General features: G+C 58.2%; 11 protein-coding genes. 9 read left to right on the top strand and 2 right to left on the bottom strand.

What is annotated here, in order from left to right:
• Positions 1 to 24: 24 nt before the first annotated feature.
• The 9 genes from pbpC to EDB95_RS07005 all read left to right on the top strand — a co-directional run bounded on the left by pbpC (position 25) and on the right by EDB95_RS07005 (position 10631).
• Positions 25 to 2373, top strand: a complete 2349-nt coding sequence (pbpC, locus tag EDB95_RS07045) for a penicillin-binding protein 1C (protein ID WP_133992017.1) — start codon at positions 25 to 27, stop codon at positions 2371 to 2373.
• A gap of 73 nt (positions 2374 to 2446) precedes the next feature.
• Positions 2447 to 3007, top strand: a complete 561-nt coding sequence (locus EDB95_RS07040; protein ID WP_133992014.1) for a nucleotide exchange factor GrpE — start codon at positions 2447 to 2449, stop codon at positions 3005 to 3007.
• 12 nt (positions 3008 to 3019) lie between these two features.
• The gene (gene dnaJ / locus EDB95_RS07035) at positions 3020 to 4186 is read left to right on the top strand and encodes a molecular chaperone DnaJ (protein WP_133992011.1); all 1167 of its coding nucleotides are present in this window, start codon (positions 3020 to 3022) and stop codon (positions 4184 to 4186) included.
• Between the two features lie 18 nt (positions 4187 to 4204).
• A complete protein-coding gene (gene aspS, locus EDB95_RS07030) occupies positions 4205 to 6037 on the top strand; it encodes an aspartate--tRNA ligase (protein ID WP_133992008.1) in 1833 nt (610 codons plus the stop codon).
• Complete coding sequence (locus tag EDB95_RS07025; RefSeq protein ID WP_133992005.1) at positions 6034 to 6531, top strand: hypothetical protein; 498 nt, start codon at positions 6034 to 6036, stop codon at positions 6529 to 6531. The genes aspS and EDB95_RS07025 overlap by 4 nt, the downstream gene beginning before the upstream one ends.
• A 4-nt stretch (positions 6532 to 6535) precedes the next feature.
• Positions 6536 to 7882 (top strand): hypothetical protein, encoded by a 1347-nt coding sequence (locus EDB95_RS07020; RefSeq protein WP_133992002.1) that lies wholly within the window; start codon positions 6536 to 6538, stop codon positions 7880 to 7882.
• The gene (locus tag EDB95_RS07015) at positions 7830 to 9092 is read left to right on the top strand and encodes a replication-associated recombination protein A (RefSeq protein ID WP_133991999.1); all 1263 of its coding nucleotides are present in this window, start codon (positions 7830 to 7832) and stop codon (positions 9090 to 9092) included. Before EDB95_RS07020 ends, EDB95_RS07015 begins: the two co-directional genes overlap by 53 nt.
• A gap of 2 nt (positions 9093 to 9094) precedes the next feature.
• Entirely contained in the window at positions 9095 to 9586 is a 492-nt protein-coding gene (locus EDB95_RS07010; RefSeq protein WP_133991996.1) for a GNAT family N-acetyltransferase, read from the top strand.
• A gap of 70 nt (positions 9587 to 9656) precedes the next feature.
• Entirely contained in the window at positions 9657 to 10631 is a 975-nt protein-coding gene (locus tag EDB95_RS07005; protein ID WP_133991993.1) for a hypothetical protein, read from the top strand.
• Positions 10632 to 11011: 380 nt separating this feature from the next.
• On the opposite strand, the gene uvrA is transcribed toward EDB95_RS07005, so the two are convergent.
• Positions 11012 to 14044: an excinuclease ABC subunit UvrA gene (uvrA, locus tag EDB95_RS06995; protein ID WP_170209622.1), complete on the bottom strand. Its 3033-nt coding sequence runs from the start codon at positions 14042 to 14044 to the stop codon at positions 11012 to 11014.
• A 15-nt stretch (positions 14045 to 14059) separates the two neighbouring features.
• Positions 14060 to 15049, bottom strand: coding sequence for a homoserine O-acetyltransferase family protein (locus tag EDB95_RS06990; protein WP_133991990.1), 990 nt, complete (start codon positions 15047 to 15049; stop codon positions 14060 to 14062).
• Between the last annotated feature and the right edge of the window lie 36 nt (positions 15050 to 15085).

The following is a 15085-nucleotide window of genomic DNA, read 5'->3' as shown; positions in this document are numbered from 1 at the left end:
GGCGAGGTTCTTTACATTTGGGTAATGTCACGAAAAGGTACTATAAAGAAAGTAAAAACCTTTGTTAAATGGGGGTTTCTGGGCGGTATTTTTTTATTCCTGCTTTTCCTGCTCCTCAACCGTCTTTGCCCCCTACCCGACAAGATCGAATACTCCACCGTCATCACCGGCCGCAAGGGTGACATCCTCCACGTCTACCTCACCCACGACCAGCAGTGGCGGATGCAAACCCGGCTGTCCGACCTCTCCCCCCTGCTCCGGCGGACCATCATCGAAAAGGAAGATAAATACTTCTACGACCATCCCGGCGTCAACCCCCTGGCGATTGGCCGCGCCCTCCTGAGGAACATCTTCCGGATGCGCCGGACCTCCGGGGCGTCCACCATCACCATGCAGGTCGCGCGGGCCCTCGAACCCCGGAAACGGACCTACCTCGCCAAATGCATCGAAGCCTTCCGCGCCCTCCAGCTCGAATGGAAGTATTCCAAAGACGAAATCCTCCAGCTCTATGTCAACCTCCTCCCCTACGGGGGGAATATCCAAGGGGTCCGAACGGCCGCGCTCCTGTATTTTAATAAGGACCCCGACCACCTCAGCCTGGCCGAAATCACCGCACTCGCGGTCATCCCCAACCGCCCCTCCACCCTGGTCATGGGCCGCGACAACGACAAGATCGTGGCCGAGCGAAACCAATGGCTCCGCCGTTTTGCCAGCGACCATGTGTTCACCCCGAAAGAAATCGAAGACGCCGTCCGGGAACCCCTGACCGCCACGCGGGGCCGGATGCCCACCTACGCCCCCCACCTCTCGCAGCGGCTCCGTTCCCTGCCCCAACCCTATATCCAAACCTCTATCGACCTCAACACCCAACTCACCATCGAACAACTGGCGGCGAACTATGTCCGCCAGCTCCACGCCTCCTCGATCGGCCAGGCCGCCGTCCTCGTCGTCGACAACGCCACGGGGCAGGTCGCGGCGTATGTAGGTTCCGCCGATTTTAAAGACACCACGGACCAGGGACAGGTCGACGGTATCCGCGCCGTCCGCGAACCCGGGAGCACCCTAAAGCCCTTCCTCTACGGGCTTTGTATCGACGCCGGCCTGCTCACCCCCAAGACGGTCATCGAGGACGTCCCCATCGACTACCAAGGGTACGCTCCCGAGAACTTTGACCGCAAGTTCAACGGCTACGTCTCCATGGAATACGCTTTGGAACACTCTTTAAATATCCCCGCCGTCAAAAGCCTCTCGCTCCTCGGCAAAGACCGCCTCGTGTCGACGCTCATGGCCTGCCACTTCCGCCAGATTCAAAAAGACCGCGGGAAACTCGGGTTGTCCATGATCCTCGGGGGGTGCGGGGCGACGCTCGAAGAGCTTACCGGGCTCTACGCGAGTTTGGCGCATGAAGGGGAGTGGCGGGCGCTGACGCTGTACCAGGGGGATACGGCGGCGGCCGCCCCCGGCGCGGCCCGGCCGGCGCCCGCCGTCCGCGTCATGAGCCCCGCCGCCGCCTTCATGATCAACGACATCCTCTCACGGGTAAACCGCCCCGACTTCCCGCTCACCTGGAGCACCACGGCCCACCTCCCCCGGATTGCCTGGAAGACGGGCACGTCCTACGGACGACGGGACGCCTGGAGCATTGGGTACAACCAGCGGTTTACCGTGGGTGTATGGGTAGGGAACTTTTCCGGGAAGGGCGTCCCGTCCCTTAGCGGGGCGACCGTGGCTACGCCGTTACTTTTCCAAATATTTAATACCATCGACTATGACAACGGCCAGGAATGGTTCCACCAACCGCCAGGGGTAGACAGCCGGATCGTGTGCAGCGAAACGGGCCTGCCGCCCTCCCCTCAGTGCACCGACCTGGTCAGCGACTACTTCATCCCCCTGGTATCGCCCACCACAGCCTGCCAGAGCCGCAAGCTGATCGCCATTTCCCCCAACGGCAGGATGTCGTACTGCCCCTATTGCAAACCCGCGACCGGCTATCGCGAGAAATGGTACCGCATCTTTTCCCCCGCCATGCAAGCCTACTATGATGACCACCACATCGCCTATGAAAAGATCCCGCCCCACAATCCTTCGTGCGAAGCCATCTTTGGCGAGGGGGGGCCCATCATCCTTTCTCCTTCCAAGGGCTCCGAGTACTACCTTAGCCGCAAACACCCCGAGCCCCTGCAGCTATCCTGCCGCACCGCGGGCGACGTGGCGCGCGTCTACTGGTATATCAACAACGCCTTTTACAAGTCGGCCGACGCGCACGCTTCCCAGTTCTTTTTGCCCTCCGAGGGGCCGGTGAAGATTTCCTGTACCGACGACAAAGGGAGGAACAAGGATATCTGGATACGGGTGCACTGGGTGGACCTGTAGCCAATGTCAATTTGGCCGCACCCCTCCCTTGGCAGTATCTTTGCGCAATACACCGATTGAAACAGTTTCATATATGACAGAAAAGGAATTCCAAGAGAAAAACGGCGCCTCCAGGCAGGAGGAAGATATAAACGTGGACGAGAACGTGGCCGGGACGGCCCATCTCCAGGAAGCCATGGACGAATCCGAGGTGGAAAAGTTGCAACAAGAGCTTCAGGATCAGAAGGATAAATATCTCAGGCTGTACGCTGAATTTGACAACTTCAAGCGCAGGAGCGCCAAGGAGCGGGTGGAGTTGATCCAGACGGCGGGCAGGGAGGTGATCCAAAGCCTGCTGGACGTTTTGGATGATTGTGACAGGGCGGAGAAACAGCTGGACAATGCGTCAGACATCACCCAGGTGCGCGAAGGCGTGCTGCTGGTTTTCAACAAATTACGCAACGCACTGCAATCCAAGGGATTGAAACCTATGGAAAGTCTGCATACCCCTTTTGACGTGGAAAAGCACGACGCCATCACCGAAATACCCGCCCCCACCCCGGAGCTGGTGGGTAAGGTTCTGGACGAGGTCCAGAAAGGGTATTATTTAGGAGACAAAATCATCCGTCACGCAAAAGTCGTTGTGGGGAAATAAGGGGGTACTATTATGGCGAAAAGAGATTATTACGAGATACTCGGGGTTGCAAAGGGCTGCTCGGCCGATGAGCTGAAAAAAGCCTACCGTAAGGTGGCCATGCAGTTCCATCCGGACCGGAATCCCGGGAACAAGGAAGCGGAGGAAAAGTTTAAGGAAGCCGCGGAGGCTTACGAGATCCTCAGCGACCAGGACCGCCGGGCCCAGTATGACCGTTACGGGCATGCGGGGGTCAGCGGTAACGGCCGTCCCGGCGGGTTCGGCCCGGGCGCGGGGATGAGCATGGATGACATCTTTAGCCAGTTCGGAGATATTTTCGGGGATGATCTTTTCGGCAGCTTTTTTGGCGGCGCCCGCGGTGGGCGCGCGGGCGGACGGGCGCGCGGGGTCCGGGGCAGCAACCTCCGGATCAAAATCAAACTGACGTACGAGGAAATCGCCAGCGGGGTCAACAAGACCATCAAGGTGAAAAAATATGTCCCCTGCCAGACGTGTTCGGGCAGCGGGGCGAAAGACAAAAGCAGCGTCCAGACGTGTCCCACCTGCGGGGGGAACGGCCAGGTCCGCAAGGTAACCAATACGTTCCTTGGGCAGATGCAGACGGTGTCTACCTGTCCCACCTGTAACGGGGAGGGGACGACGATCACCAACAAGTGTACGACCTGTAAGGGTGAAGGCAGGGCCTTTGGCGAAGAAACCGTGTCGATCGATATTCCTGCCGGGGTTCAGGAAGGCATGCAGCTAAGCCTGAGCGGCAAGGGGAACGCGGGAGAACGCGGGGGCGCCCCCGGCGACCTGATCATCCTCGTAGAGGAAGAACCGCATCCGTCCCTGCACCGGGATGGGCTGAACGTGGCGTATGACCTTTACCTCACCTTCCCCGAGGCGGTCTTTGGCACCTCGGTGGAAGTACCTACCATAGACGGAAAGGCAAAGATCAAAATACCCACGGGCACGCAAAGCGGAAAGATCTTCCGTTTGCGCGGCAAGGGGTTCCCGGCGGTCAATTCCTATGAGCGCGGGGATCAACTGGTCCACGTCAATGTGTGGACACCGCAGAACGTAACGAGCGAGGAAAAAGCCATGCTGGAGAAGATGGCAGAATCCTCGAATTTCCAACCCAGACCCGAAAAGTCCGAGAAGTCCTTCTTTGATAAGGTGAGGGAAATGTTCAGCTGACGTATATTTGCTTCCCTTATGCTAAGAACACATACCTGCGGAGAACTGACGATAGGAAACGTACAACAGACGGTGACTTTGTCCGGCTGGGTGCAAACGATCCGGAAATTCGGGGCCATTACTTTCGTGGACCTGAGGGACCGGTACGGCATTACCCAGTTGGTGTTTAACGAATCCCTGAATCCCCAGTTGGATGAACAACCGTTGGGGCGTGAGTATGTGCTCCAGGCGGAAGGGACCGTCCTGGAACGGACGAACAAAAACCCGAATATCCCTACGGGAGACATCGAGATCGCCGTACAGGCGTTTCGCATCCTGAATAAATCCGCGGTGCCTCCCTTTACGATCCAGGACGATACGGACGGGGGGGACGACCTGCGTATGAAATACCGCTACCTGGACCTTCGCCGGCCCCAGGTGCGCCGGAACCTCGAACTGCGCTACCAGGTCAACCGGACCACCCGGAACTTCCTGCACCAGCAAGGGTTTATGGACCTGGAAACGCCTTTCCTGATCAAGTCCACACCGGAAGGTGCGCGCGACTTTGTGGTCCCTTCCCGGATGAACCCGGGTCAGTTTTACGCCCTGCCCCAGTCTCCCCAGACGTTCAAGCAGCTCCTGATGGTGAGCGGTTATGACCGCTACTTTCAGATCGTAAAGTGTTTCCGGGACGAGGACCTGCGGGCGGACCGCCAGCCGGAGTTTACCCAGATCGACTGCGAGATGAGCTTTGTGGAACAGGAGGACATCCTGAACACCTTCGAGGCTTTGACCAAGTACATATTTAAAGAAGTCAAGGGGATCGACATCGACTACACGTTTCCACGGATGACCTTTGACGAGGCGATGTGGAATTATGGAAACGATAAACCGGACATCCGGTTCGGGATGAAACTCACGAACCTGAAGACGCCTTCATCGGTGTACCCATCGCTGCGGGGCGCCATGGCGTTCGAGGCCCCCACGGGGTTCGGTGTTTTCGACGACGCTGAGACGGTGCTCGCCATCGCGGCGCCCGGTCTCTCGGAGTATACCCGCAAACAGCTCGACGAACTCACCGAGTGGGTCAAACGCCCGCAGATCGGCATGAAAGGGCTGGCGTATATCAAGTGCAATTCGGACGGTACTTATAAAAGCTCATTAGATAAATTCTTCGACGAGTCGCGTCTCAAAACCCTGTCGGCCACCGTGGGCGCTGGTTCCGGCGACCTGGTCCTGATCCTTGCCGGCGCGGAAGAGCGCACCCGTAAAGCGATGAGCGAACTCCGCCTGGAAATCGGGAATCGTTTGGGGCTGCGCAAAAAGGATGAATTCCGCCCCCTATGGGTCGTGGACTTCCCGCTGTTCGAATACAGCGAGGAGGACAACCGCTGGGTCGCGCGTCACCATCCGTTCACGGCGCCAAAACCCGACCATATCGCGGTGATGATTGAGAACGATCCGGCCATTACCGATCCGGCGGCCTACCTCGCACATCCGTATGCCTCCGTCAAGGCCAACGCCTACGACCTCGTCCTCAACGGAACCGAGATCGGCGGGGGCTCCATCCGGATCTACCAGCGGGAACTGCAGGAAAAAATGTTTGCCGCCCTGGGCATGAGCCCGGAAGAAGCCCGGCATAAGTTTGGCTTCCTGCTGGGCGCCTTTGAATATGGCGCGCCGCCCCACGGGGGCATTGCCCTTGGTTTCGACCGCCTCTGCGCGCTGCTCGGGGGAAGCGAAAGCATCAGGGACTTTATTGCTTTTCCAAAAAACAACAGCGGGCGTGACGTCATGCTGGACGCGCCCTCTACCATCGACCAGAAACAATTGGACGAATTGCAGATCGATACAAAAGCGACAATCGCATGAAGAAGGGAACCTTTTTCACGTATCGATTCCTGGGGACCTTTGTTTCCCTGATGGCGTATATGGCTTTTTTCGCCTCCGTCATCCGGTTGTTCGGGGTGGAGCTGCATCCGAAACTGATGATCTATCTTTTCGCTTCGGGATGCATGGTCATCTATAGCGTGTTGAGCCGTCTTTTTTCCCAGATCGTCCTCAAGGAAGGAAAACCACTGAGGCGGTCGTTGAAAGAATGGCTTATCGCCAACGCGGCGGTGTTGATCGCGGGCATCCTTTACGGCCTTGCCAGGATGCACTCGGTGTTCCTGTCTCAACCCATGGTCGACAGGTTCAGCAAAACGATCGCCGACGCCCACATGACGAGCCAGTATCCGCCGGCCGTCATCCACACGGAGCTGGAGCTCTCGTTTGTTTTTTTTGCCGTGATTGTTTCGGTTGGTATCGTACACGCTATATGGACCCTTTTCCTGGTGAGGCGATACAAGGACTACTTTCAATAAAGAAATGCGCAGATGGTTATGGGCGATGATGCTGGGGATCCCGTCCCTGGTGACCGGGCAATCGGTGTTCTCCACCTTTGCCACCAAGACGCGCCGTGAAGCCTTTTACCAGAATTTTCTAAAGAACTATGTACAGCGTGACCTGACGCTCCCGCTGGCCGACTCTACGGAGGACGACTGGGCGGATCCTTTTTACGGTTTGGAGCTGCTTCATTATAAAACGCCGTTCGTACAACAACGGATCGCACAGGTCTGGGATCACGTGGACGAACGGTCGGGGGATTTTTTGGAGGCTTATCTGCAATTGTTGTATACGAACTATCCCCATTCGTTCCGTCCGCAGGTCAAGGCCTTGCTCCAGCGCACCCTGGACAACCGCGTCTTTATCCTGTGCGCCGAATACCTGCTCCTGGAGCATGGGGACGCGGAAGCCCGGACGCTGATCCGGCAACGCCTGGCGAAACTGCTGGATTCGAGTGCGGACGTTAGCCTGGAACTCTTCCGGCGGCGGCTGAACCACGAAGGTGTCCCCTCCCTTACTCCACCCCTGGACGACCTGCTGGGGCCTTCGTTTCAACCGGGCAAAACCGTCGTCTACAGCTTCCAGCGAAGCAACCGCGACTACCCGGGTCTGGCGGTCATCCGGGGTGCAGACGGCCTTTTCGTCCGGAACCCGGACAGCACCTACTTTGCGGTCCCACAGCTGGCGCGGTCCATCACCAACCTGCCCTACTACACGCACGACGGCAATACGCCCCAGGGGATATTTCTCATGGACGGCTTTGGTTTTTCCCACAACGAATTCCTGGGCCCCACGCTCAACATCCAGATGCGCATGCCCTACGAGGTCACGCCGGCACACTTTTTCCATGACCCGGGTCTGACTGACACGACCTGGTACCTGGACGCGTACAAGGCGCTCCTTCCGCCGACCTGGCGGGAGGATTTTGCGATGCAGGGCGCCTTTTATGCAGGCCGGATCGGCAGGCGGGCAGTCATTGCGCACGGTACGACGATCGACCCCAATTATTTCAAGGGCAGCGTCTGGTATCCGCAAACCCCTTCCCTGGGCTGTCTTTGCACCCACGAACGCTGGGACGACAACGGACAACGCGTCTTCAGCGATCAGCAAAAACTGGTGAATGCCCTGGACTCTGCCGGCGGGGCTGAAGGCTACCTGGTGGTGGTGGAGCTGGACGACTGGCCCGGCCCGGTCACCCTCGCGGATGTCGGGCATTATCTCGCCGCCGCCGATAAGGCAGCGGCCTTCGGGAAGGCTGCCGTATATTTACACCATCATGGCGCCCACCATTCCACTGGCAGAACGAATGCGGCCCACACGGCTGGATGACCTGATCGGACAAGAACACCTCGCAGGCAAAGGCAGCATCCTGCGCACCGCGATCGAACAGGGCAAGATCCCCTCGCTGATCCTTTGGGGACCGCCGGGGGTCGGCAAAACAACGATCGCAGGGATCATCGCCCACACTTTGAATGTTCCTTTCCATACCCTTAGCGCCATTTCCAGCGGGGTGAAAGAAGTCCGGGCGGTGATCGAAGAAGCCAAAGACCATCCGGGGTCCATTCTTTTTATAGACGAAATACACCGTTTTAACAAGGGCCAGCAAGACGCCCTGCTGGGGGCTGTGGAAAAGGGCATCGTCACGCTGATCGGGGCCACCACCGAAAACCCCAGTTTCGAGGTCAATGGGGCCTTGCTGAGCCGCAGCCAGGTGTATATCCTCAAACCGTTGTCCGATGCGGATCTCGAAAAGCTGCTCCATAAGGCGTTGGAGACCGACCCGGCGATGAAGGCTTCGGGTTTGGCGCTCGCGGAAACGGCCGCCTTGCTACAACTGTCGGGCGGGGATGCGCGCAAGCTGCTCAACTTGCTGGAGCTCGTGGCCCAGGCAAAGCCACCCGGCGGCAAAGTGACCAATGACTTTGTCATGTCCGTGGCCCAGCAAAAGGTGGCCCTCTACGATAAAAGCGGGGACCAACACTACGACATCATCTCTGCATTTATAAAGTCGATGCGCGGGAGCGATCCCAATGCCGCGTTGTACTGGCTGGCACGGATGATCGAGGGCGGCGAAGACGTCACCTTTATCGCCCGCCGGATGGTCATCCTGGCCAGCGAAGACATCGGTAACGCCAACCCTACGGCCCTCGTCATGGCCAACGCCACCTTTGACGCGGTCCATAAGATCGGCTACCCCGAGGCGAACATTATCCTATCGCAGTGCGTCACCTACCTCGCCTGCTCTCCCAAAAGCAACGCAGCCGTGGAAGCGATCGGGGCGGCCATGGCCGCGGTGAAGAAATACGGCGACCAGCCGGTGCCTCTACACATCCGCAACGCACCCACCCGCCTCATGAAAAACCTAGGGTATGGAAAGGACTACCAATATTCCCATGCCTACGACAACCATTTCAGCAACCAGGAATACCTGCCCGAAGCCCTTGCCGGGACGAAGTTCTACGAACCCGGTCACAACGCCCGGGAAGACGAGCTGAGGCGTTACCTCAAACAACTTTGGAAGGACAAATACAATTACTAGCCATGGATCAGTGGATGCTCAAAGCCTTTAACGACCTTACCCCCTCCGAACTCTACGCCCTGCTTCGCCTGCGCAGCGAGGTGTTTGTGGTGGAGCAAAATTGTGTGTTCCTGGACATGGACGGCGCGGACGACGGGTGTTACCACCTCATGGGTTGGACCGGGGGCATGGACGTTCCCGACGGCATCGGAGGCTTTATTCCCGCCGGTCCGGCGATTTTGGGCGCCTACGCCCGGATCGTGCCGCCCGGGCTGAAATTTGCCGAACCGTCCATCGGCCGCGTGGTTACGGCCCCTTCCGTCCGGGGCAAAGGCATGGGCAGGACCCTTATCGATCAATCACTTACGCATCTTTATGCCCTCTATGGTCAGCAGCCTGTCAGGATTGGCGCCCAGCAATACCTCGTCGATTTCTACGGTTCCTTTGGCTTCGTCCAAACGGGCGGCGTGTACATGGAAGACGACATAGCCCATGTAGAGATGGTCAAACGTTAGGTTTTTCGATTATTTATATTTAATATTACACGGTAAATCCAATCGTGTAAAACCTAATATGTCCGTATCTATGAAAAAGAGTACCCCTCTTTTTAGCTGGCGATTCCCCGCGCTTACCCTGCTCCTCATCGGTTTATTGCTATCTTCCGGCACACATGCTCAATTGGCACTCTCCTTCAAGGATATGGAGACAGACCTCGGCTTTGAAATAGGCCCGTCTTTCTTTTTGGGTGAACTGGGGGGTAACCTCGGAGACGGCAAACGCTTTATAAAGGACCTCAACCTGCCGACCACGCGTTACTTCGCGGGTATTTCCGGGGCCATCTATCCCGCTTCCTGGCTGGGTATTCGCGCCAACCTCAACTATGGCCGTCTGTACGGCGCCGACCGCTATACCAATGGTCACGATTTTGATGCCGATTGGCGCCGGACGCGCAACCTGGACTTCCGGACGTCGATTGAAGAGGGAACGATTTGCCTCGAAATATATCCTACCGACTTTTTTACGCTTCCCTTTGACTACCAGCCGCGGATCCGCCCTTACGCCGTTGCGGGTTTCGGCTTTTTCCATTTCAATCCCCAGGGCACCTATAAGGACCCTACTACAGGTCAGACCACCTGGGTCGACCTCCAACCCCTCCACACCGAAGGAGAAGGCTGGGGTCCGGGCTATCCCCCCAACTACAAGCTTTGGTCGACGAACATCCCCCTGGGGATCGGCGCCCGTTTCGACGTGTCGGATAAAGTCGCGGTCAGCGGGGAAGTCCTGGACCGGATCCTTCATACGGACTATATCGATGACGTCAGCACCAACTTCGTCAACCCGGCCTTGTTTTACCAACACATGCCGGCTGCACAGGCGAAAATCGCCGCCGCCATGTCCAACAAAAGCGGTCTTCCGTACACCGATTTTTCCAACCGCGGCGACCCCACCCACGATGACGCCTACTTCAGTTTCGTCGTCCGGCTCATCATCAAGTTCGGGAACGACGACACGTGGTTTGGCCGCGCCAGCAACCAGGTCCGTTGCCCGGTTCGCTGGTAGATGACGGCACGGAATTTGTTAATAATTTGAATCAAATTTGTTTTAGCCATATATCCAAGCATAGCCAAGGGGGGGTGTCTACTCTCCCTTCTTTTTTTGCGTTGCGACAAAGGGGGACCTATGGTCCCCCTTTGTAATCCCCCCCTTTTGGAAGGGCCGCGGGCTCGGATCGTAGACGACCGGCACCGCCGGTCGGCGCCCCGACCTCGTAGGGGATGCCCCCTGTCCTCCTTTTTTCTCGCCTTAAATTCGCGTCAAGCTATGGCTTGCTTTTTCACACCATTGTCAAGCTATAACTTGACGCGAATTTAAGGCGAGAAAAAGGGACACCTGTGTAGGGTCAAACTTCGCCATGGGGGGGCTGAGGCGTCTCGCACCGTTTACTTTTTCTTGCGCGCGGACTTTGCCGCGGGGGGCGTTTTTGCGGCTGTCTTCCGGGGCGCGGCGTCCTGAGCGGCGGCGGCCTTCGCGGCTTTGGCCTCGGCCTTCGCAGCAGCGAGCGCGGCTTCGCGTTCCGCCTTCGTGGGAGGGAGCCCCGTGGGTGCCGCCTTTGAGGGCGGCCGCTTCATGGGCACCACCCCGGCGGGCAGCTCGGCTTTGAGGAAGCGCGCCGTGTGGCTCTCCGTGCAGGAAAGGATTTCCTCGGGGGTGCCGGTGCAGAGGATGCGGCCGCCGCCGACACCGCCCTCGGGGCCGAGGTCGATGATGTGGTCGGCGACCTTGACGACGTCGAGGTTGTGTTCGATGACGAGGATGGTGTTGCCGCGTTCGACGAGTTTGTCGAGGACCTCGATGAGGTGGCGGATGTCTTCAAAGTGAAGACCCGTGGTGGGCTCGTCGAGGATATAGAAAGTCTTTCCGGTGTCGCGTTTGGAGAGCTCGGTGGCGAGCTTGACACGCTGGGCCTCGCCGCCGCTAAGGGTAACGGCGGACTGGCCAAGGGTGATATAGCCGAGGCCGACGTCCTGGAGGACCTTGATTTTCCGGTAGAGATAGGGGACGCTGGCGAAGAACTCGACGGCCTCGTCCACGCTCATGTCGAGGACGTCGCTGATGGACTTCCCCTTGTAACGGATTTCGAGGGTCTCGCGGTTGTAGCGGCGGCCGTTGCATTTTTCGCAAGGGACATAGACGTCGGGGAGGAAGTTCATTTCGATGACGCGCATGCCGCCGCCTTCGCAGACGTCGCAGCGGCCGCCCTTGACGTTGAAGGAGAAACGGCCGGCGTTGTAGCCGCGGATTTTGGCTTCGGGGATGGCGGCAAAAAGCTGCCGTATTTCCGTGAAGAAACCGCAGTAGGTGGCGGGGTTGCTCCGGGGGGTGCGGCCGATGGGGCTTTGGTCGATCTCGATGACCTTGTCGATGTGTTCGAGGCCCTTGACGCTTTTGTATTCGAGCGGTGCGGCCTTGGATCCGTAACAGTACTGACTGAGGATCGGGTAAAGGGTTTCGTTGATCAAGGTACTTTTCCCACTACCACTAACCCCCGTGACACAGATAAACGTACCGAGGGGAAAACGTGCACTGACCTTTTGCAGGTTGTTCCCGGAGGCGCCGATGAGTTCGAGGAACTTGCCCGAACCTTCGCGGCGGGTGGTGGGAACCTCGATCCGGCGGTGCCCGTTGAGGTAGCTGGAGGTGAGGGTGTCGAGCTTCAACAGGTCCTTCGGGTCGCCCTGCGCCACGATCCGGCCGCCGTGAAGACCGGCCTTGGGACCTACGTCCACGAGGTAGTCGGCGGCCATCATGATGTCTTTGTCGTGTTCCACGACGAGGACGCTGTTGCCGATGTCGCGCAGGTTCCGTAGTGCGTCGATGAGCCGGTGGTTGTCCCGTTGGTGGAGACCGATGGAGGGCTCGTCGAGGATATAGGTGATGCCCTGGAGCTGCGACCCGATCTGGGTGGCCAGCCGGATGCGTTGGGACTCACCCCCGCTCAGGGTCCGGGTGGGCCGGTCGAGCGTCAGGTAGGTCAGGCCCACATCCAGGAGGAACTGGAGCCGTTCGCGGATTTCCTTGAGGATGTCTTTGGCGATGGTGTTTTGTTTCGCCGAGAGGTGTTTCTCCACAGTGGAAAACCACGTCCAGAGCGTATCCAGGTTCCACGAGCTCAGCTCTGAAATGTTTTCGTTCGCCACCCGGAACCAAAGGCTTTCTTTTTTCAGACGGGCGCCCTCGCAGGTGTCGCAGGTTTTGAGCTCCATGAATTTCTCGGCCCATTCCCGCACACCCTCGCTCATGGCCCCGGAAAACCAGCGTTTGACCATGTTGACGACGCCTTCATAGGCGTCGGGGTTTTCGGCGGCGGTCTCCTCGTCGAAACCCACTTCCGTCGTGCCTTCCCCGGCTTCGTTGCCGTACAGGATGACGTTGAGTGCCTTAACGGGCACGTCTTTGATCGGGGTTTCGGGCTTTACACGGTATTTGCGCAGGATGCCTTCCACCTGTTTATAGACATAAGACGCGCGCTCCCCGCCGAGGGGCGCGATGCCGCCGTCTTTGATGGAGACTTCCCGGTCGGGTATGATGGCGTCCAGGTCAACCTGGTAGATGGTGCCCAGCCCTTTACACACGGGACACGCACCGTACGGAGAATTGAAGGAAAAAGAATTGGGGGAGGGTTCCTCGTACGAAATACCGGTGTCCTCGCACATCAGTTGTTTGGAGTACTGCAGGGCCTTGCCGCCGTCGCCGACCAGCAGGAACAACAGGTCCTTCCCGGTCTGGAGGGTCTTTTGCACGCTTTGGCTCAAGCGCACCTTCATGTCATCCGTCACCGGGAGCCGGTCGACCACGACCTCGATGTCGTGGATTTTGTACCGGTCCACCTGCATCTTTGGCGCGAGGTCCAGGATGTCCCCGTCGACGCGCACCTTGAGGTAGCCTTTTTTGCGGACGTCCTCGAAAAGCTCGCGGTAGTGGCCCTTACGGCCCCGGACCAGGGGCGCCAGGAGGGTGATTTTTTTGCCTTTGAATTTTTGGTAGATGTTCGCGACGATTTCCTCCTCGCTAAACTTCACCATTTTTTTCCCCGTATTATAGCTGTACGCTTCTCCGATACGGGCGTACAATAACCGCAGGAAGTCGTACACTTCCGTGATTGTGCCCACCGTGGAACGGGGATTTTTGTTGGTCGTTTTCTGCTCGATGGAGATGACGGGGGACAAACCGGTGATCTTGTCCACGTCCGGCCGTTCCATTTCCCCGATGAATTGACGGGCATAAGCGCCAAAGGTCTCCATATACCGGCGCTGCCCCTCGGCATAGATGGTATCAAAGGCCAGGGAAGACTTGCCGCTCCCGCTGATCCCCGTGATGACCACCATTTTATTTTTGGGAATGTGTATGTCTATGTTCCGCAGGTTATGCACCCGGGCTCCAAAAACGTCGATAAATTCCTGGGCGTCTTGCATAGCTTGCAAAGGTACTTAAGACCCCTCAAGCCACTCCCTTAAATATCCACCGATTTTGGCCGATTCTGTCAGAAAACCGTCATGTCCGTAGATCGAGTCGATCCCGATCAGCCGGGCGTGGGGCAGGTGCTGGGCCAGAAATTTTTGTTCCACGAAGGGACAAAGGAGGTCGCTGTCGATCCCGATGACCAGGGTCCGTTGCTTAATCCCTTGGAGCGCAGCCTCTATGCTCATACCCCGCCCTCGGGCGATGTGGTGGCTGTCCATGCTCCGGGTCAGGAGCCAGTAGTTGCGGGCGTCGAACCTCCGGGCCAGCTTTTCGGCCTGGTAACGGATATACGATTCCGCCCGGAAGCCCTGGAGGACCTCCTGCGGACCCGTTTGGGCGGACACAAATTGCTGATAGGTCCGGTAGGTGAGCATGCCGATGCCCCGGGCGGCCATCAGGCCTTTTTCCCCGCCTTCCTTCCAGGTGGGATCCGCCTCGATCGCCAGACGCTGGGCTGAATGGATGGCTATACCCCAGGCACTTTCCGACGCCGCCGTCCCGATCAGGAACAGCTCGCGGACGACATCCGGTTCCTGGATGGCCCATTCCAGGACCTGGTAACCGCCCATGCTGCCCCCCATCAGGAGCCGTATCTGCCCGATCCCGAGGTGTTCCCTCAGGAGACGATGCACGCCCACCATATCCCGGATGGTCACCAGGGTAGGCTCGTCTCCGTCGAACAAGGCAGCCTCGGTTCCATAACAGGACCCCAGGATATTGTCACAGACCACGAAATACTTTTCGGTATCGATCACCTTACCCGGGCCGATCAGACCGGTCCACCATTCTTCGGCATTGCTGTTGGCCGTAAGCGCGTGACAAACCCAGACGACATTGTCCCCGTCCTCATTCAGGCGGCCAAACGTATGGTACGCGATGGTCATTTCGTTCAGGATCATCCCTCCTTCCAGCGCGAACGGGCGTTTGTGACGGTAATATTGTACTAAAGACGGCATGCGGGTCTAAAATAGGTGCAAAGTAAAAACGATTCG

It is taken from the genome of Dinghuibacter silviterrae, assembly GCF_004366355.1.
Taxonomy (GTDB): Bacteria; Bacteroidota; Bacteroidia; order Chitinophagales; family Chitinophagaceae; genus Dinghuibacter; species Dinghuibacter silviterrae.
This window is presented reverse-complemented; position numbering and strand designations above follow the sequence as displayed.

What these genes read in the sequence shown, in the direction of transcription:
- EDB95_RS06990 (WP_133991990.1), bottom strand. Translation starts at nt 15,049, where the DNA reads ATGCCGTCTTTAGTACAATATTACCGTCACAAACGCCCGTTCGCGCTG.
- EDB95_RS07010 (WP_133991996.1), top strand. Translation starts at nt 9,095, where the DNA reads ATGGATCAGTGGATGCTCAAAGCCTTTAACGACCTTACCCCCTCCGAA.
- aspS (WP_133992008.1), top strand. Translation starts at nt 4,205, where the DNA reads ATGCTAAGAACACATACCTGCGGAGAACTGACGATAGGAAACGTACAA.
- pbpC (WP_133992017.1), top strand. Translation starts at nt 25, where the DNA reads ATGTCACGAAAAGGTACTATAAAGAAAGTAAAAACCTTTGTTAAATGG.
- EDB95_RS07015 (WP_133991999.1), top strand. Translation starts at nt 7,830, where the DNA reads ATGGCGCCCACCATTCCACTGGCAGAACGAATGCGGCCCACACGGCTG.
- uvrA (WP_170209622.1), bottom strand. Translation starts at nt 14,044, where the DNA reads ATGCAAGACGCCCAGGAATTTATCGACGTTTTTGGAGCCCGGGTGCAT.
- EDB95_RS07005 (WP_133991993.1), top strand. Translation starts at nt 9,657, where the DNA reads ATGAAAAAGAGTACCCCTCTTTTTAGCTGGCGATTCCCCGCGCTTACC.
- EDB95_RS07025 (WP_133992005.1), top strand. Translation starts at nt 6,034, where the DNA reads ATGAAGAAGGGAACCTTTTTCACGTATCGATTCCTGGGGACCTTTGTT.
- dnaJ (WP_133992011.1), top strand. Translation starts at nt 3,020, where the DNA reads ATGGCGAAAAGAGATTATTACGAGATACTCGGGGTTGCAAAGGGCTGC.
- EDB95_RS07040 (WP_133992014.1), top strand. Translation starts at nt 2,447, where the DNA reads ATGACAGAAAAGGAATTCCAAGAGAAAAACGGCGCCTCCAGGCAGGAG.
- EDB95_RS07020 (WP_133992002.1), top strand. Translation starts at nt 6,536, where the DNA reads ATGCGCAGATGGTTATGGGCGATGATGCTGGGGATCCCGTCCCTGGTG.